The organism is Aliivibrio sp. S4MY1, assembly GCF_028765545.1.
In the GTDB taxonomy this organism is placed as follows: domain Bacteria; phylum Pseudomonadota; class Gammaproteobacteria; order Enterobacterales; family Vibrionaceae; genus Aliivibrio.
The window spans coordinates 1-3,279 of the sequence record NZ_JARACP010000044.1 but is presented as its reverse complement, the minus strand read 5'-3'; the positions used below and the strand labels follow the sequence as shown (position 1 = coordinate 3,279).

General features: G+C 47.9%; 5 protein-coding genes and 1 pseudogene. All 6 read left to right on the top strand.

Going from position 1 to position 3,279, the window contains the following annotated elements:
- Nucleotides 1-571, top strand: a pseudogene (locus PVK71_RS20140) (phage tail protein); the annotation flags it as partial.
- Nucleotides 572-578: 7 nt separating this feature from the next.
- Nucleotides 579-1,076, top strand: coding sequence for a phage baseplate assembly protein domain-containing protein (locus PVK71_RS20135; protein ID WP_274421103.1), 498 nt, complete (start codon nucleotides 579-581; stop codon nucleotides 1,074-1,076).
- A complete protein-coding gene (locus tag PVK71_RS20130) occupies nucleotides 1,076-1,273 on the top strand; it encodes a hypothetical protein (RefSeq protein ID WP_274421102.1) in 198 nt (65 codons plus the stop codon). Before PVK71_RS20135 ends, PVK71_RS20130 begins: the two co-directional genes overlap by 1 nt.
- A complete protein-coding gene (locus PVK71_RS20125) occupies nucleotides 1,270-1,656 on the top strand; it encodes a phage GP46 family protein (protein ID WP_274421101.1) in 387 nt (128 codons plus the stop codon). The genes PVK71_RS20130 and PVK71_RS20125 overlap by 4 nt, the downstream gene beginning before the upstream one ends.
- Nucleotides 1,653-2,705 (top strand): baseplate J/gp47 family protein, encoded by a 1,053-nt coding sequence (locus PVK71_RS20120; RefSeq protein ID WP_274421924.1) that lies wholly within the window; start codon nucleotides 1,653-1,655, stop codon nucleotides 2,703-2,705. Before PVK71_RS20125 ends, PVK71_RS20120 begins: the two co-directional genes overlap by 4 nt.
- Nucleotides 2,687-3,154: a hypothetical protein gene (locus PVK71_RS20115; RefSeq protein ID WP_274421099.1), complete on the top strand. Its 468-nt coding sequence runs from the start codon at nucleotides 2,687-2,689 to the stop codon at nucleotides 3,152-3,154. Before PVK71_RS20120 ends, PVK71_RS20115 begins: the two co-directional genes overlap by 19 nt.
- Nucleotides 3,155-3,279: the final 125 nt, after the last annotated feature.

Sequence of the window (3,279 nt, the reverse complement as noted above, 5' to 3'; positions counted from 1 at the left end):
CCTTATTGAGGAGTTCCAAATTAATGCGGGATCACCGGTCGACGCTTTGGCGCAATTAGCGAAAGAGCAAGGGGTGATATTGATTGAGCGCAATGGCGTATTGACGTTGGAAAATCCAGCCCATAGCCCCCTTCAAGGCGTGCGCCTTGAGGTTGGAAAAAACATAGAAGCTCTCACCATTGCTCGCAACTTCACCAAACAGTTTTATCATATCGAAGTGCAAGGCCAGTGGGACGATGCGCACGCCGTCGTCACTTACGCCCCCGCGAATACCCAGCGCAAGAGGGTCATCGTCTCAGATCAACTGCAAAGCGCAGAGTCTTGCTTGGCACGCGCTAAGTACGAGCGTGATTTAGCCATCGCTCAAGGGTTAAGCGTCTCAACCTCGATACCGGCTTTATTTTATGAACTCACCGGCGCTGCCATTAACCGCACCGTTTCCGTGGTTGATGCACATCAAGAGTTCAACGAAATAATGCTCATCAAGTCATTAACTCTGTCTGTGAATGGAACCACGGCGGGAACCACCATTGAGCTATTCCTACCCTTTAAGGAGCAAGCCAATGTTTGATCGAATAATGAGCCGTATCAAGAACCTCTTTGCCATTGGAGAAATGACGGGAGGTGATACTAAAGTACTGCAGATAAAAACCTCAACAGGTAAAACAAATGATCGTATTAAGCGATTACATAACTACGGTTTCATGAGCCATCCCAAGGTGGGCTCGCGCTCGTACTTGCTGTTTTTAGGTGGGGTTCGCAGTCGTGGCGTGTCGTTCTGTGTTGAAGATGAACGCTATCAAATGGAACTAGAAAAAGGCGATGTGGCCATGCTTGATGATAAGGGTAATCTGGTGCACTTCACCAAAAATGGGATCACCATAAAAACCAGCGAGAACGTTGAAGTGAATGCAGAGAAAGACGTTAGCGTGACCGCAGGCGGTGACATTATCGCGGATGCTAAAAAAATCAAACTGAATGGTGGTGCCGGTGTTATTACTTGCGAAAGTAAGTGTCATTTCACGGGTGGCCCTCATGCGGATGGTTCAAGCGTTGTCTTTGCGGGGAAAGCCTAATGCCATTAGATAAAAGCTCACTTAAAGCAAGAGTCGTTAAAGAGATGAAGGATAAAGGTTTTGTAACCGAGGGGGAGTTTGCAAAAGCCGCAGACCTAGCAGAAGCCATCGCGAATGCCGTGGTTGATGAGATCACCAGCAATGCGCAAGTCATTGTGATGAGTGGCAGCTCAGCAGGGAGTTATAACGTCTCATGAGCCATTTTAATTTAACCGCCTTAACCGCACCGCTAACCAGTATTGATGGATTAACTCATGCCGCGTTGCAAAGTGTACTAAATCATTCAACTTCCACACAGAACGACCGCGCACGCATGAAAAATGATGAGCGTGGCGGATGTTGGAATGAAGATTATGTGCGTGCGATAGGCTCACGTGATTGGACGCTTGCGCGTGAAAAGAACACGCCGCAAACCCTTATCCGTACCCAACGGTTTTATGACGATGCACTCGCATGGTTGGTTGACGAGGGCCATGCTCGCTCTGTGCAAGTAAATGCGGTTGCACTCACAAGTACGACCATAGGCCGAGAGATCATCATTACCACTAATGACAATGAATTAGTAAAGGTGCCATTATGAGTACACAGCGCAGTCTCGCCGCCTTGGTTGAGCGAGCAAGATCCACCCTTATCGCGAGCACAGGACAATACAACCCTGCGATAGACGCCGTTGCCTGTGCGATTGCTGGCGTAAGTTATGGCCAATATGGTTATCAAGATCAACTCTTTCGAGAGTTGTCCCCAGAGACCGCTTCCGAGCCCTGGCTGTATCTTCACGCTAAACGCCACGATGTAGAGCGATTATTGCCAAGCTTCGCGCGCGGCTCTGTTCGGTTCGAGCAACTAAGCCGTGTCGCGTTGGTGCCTAAAGACACAATCATCACTAGCGCCCTAGGCGACAAGTTTATTACGCTTAACGCGCAATACAGTGACACGGAGGTGCCCGTCATTGCCTTGAACTCTGGTGTTTCGAGTAATCTCGCCAGCGGGGCTGTCCTGACATTATCTAAAGCCATCAGTGGTATTAACCCCAATCATGTGCTCAGTTTAGGGATAAGCGGTGGCACGGACCTGGAAGACATCGAGCATTGGCGTCAACGTATTTTAATCGCATTTAATCAAAGAGCGTTGGTGGGTCGTAGAAACGACTATGAAGCGTGGGCCTTATCAGCGCACTCCGACGTTGATTTCGCTTGGGCGCTGGATAACACACCTGAGCTTGGTATGGTTCAGGTATTCATTGGCGCCCGCGACAATAACCCAACCCTATCGCAAGGCGTGATTGATACTGTGCAAGCGTACATTGAGTCAGTACGTCTAGCTGGCTGCCATCCCATCGTAAGTTTGCCCACTCAAAAACCAGTGAATATTGAGATCCAAAATGTGCAAGATACGCAGACTCAAGCCAGTATCGTCGTCGCATTGGAAACGTTATTTAAAAGCAAAATGGGCAAACGCGATGAGTCAGTAAACCCACCCATACCAGCATCGATTTCCCCAACAGAGATCGTGCTCGCGATCTCATCCGTTACTAGTAACTATCTTGTAAGGCAACCCATCGAAGAGCAATTTATTACCAACAGTGAAGTACATACACTTGGAGAAATCACATGGACTACTCTGATTTAATTATTGAGTACCACAATGAAGACTTTGCTCGAGCTGTCCGTCAATTATTGCCTAAAGGCCAATATTGGCAAGACAGCGATAACGCAGAGTTATCCAATCTCATTGCAGGGATGGGAGCAGAATTTAAAATGACCCATGATGAGATCCAATTTACGTTACTCACTCAAGTAGACAGTGAGCCGTTTGGGTGGCGATTAAGTGACTACCAAGCTCTGCTCCTCCAAAGCGATGTTGATGGTGTGGTTTATGATGATATTCGTCAACCTAACCTGATCCTTGTTTCACTCGCATCAAACCAGCGCAGTAAAAAAGCATGGCATGATGTTGAGCAAGTTCGTCTGCCTCACACCGCCATTCAATGGATATATAACGCATCAACCACACTGCAGGTGCAACTTGGGAATGCGCGATACATAAGAAACCCCCATACGCATGAGGCCACGCTATGAGCTTATTAATTACTGATGCAGGCATTGCTGCATCCATTCAGGCATCCAATCTTGGTGTGAGCTACAACATCACTCATATCGCAATGGGTGCATCAGGATACACACCAACCCATAATCAAACGACA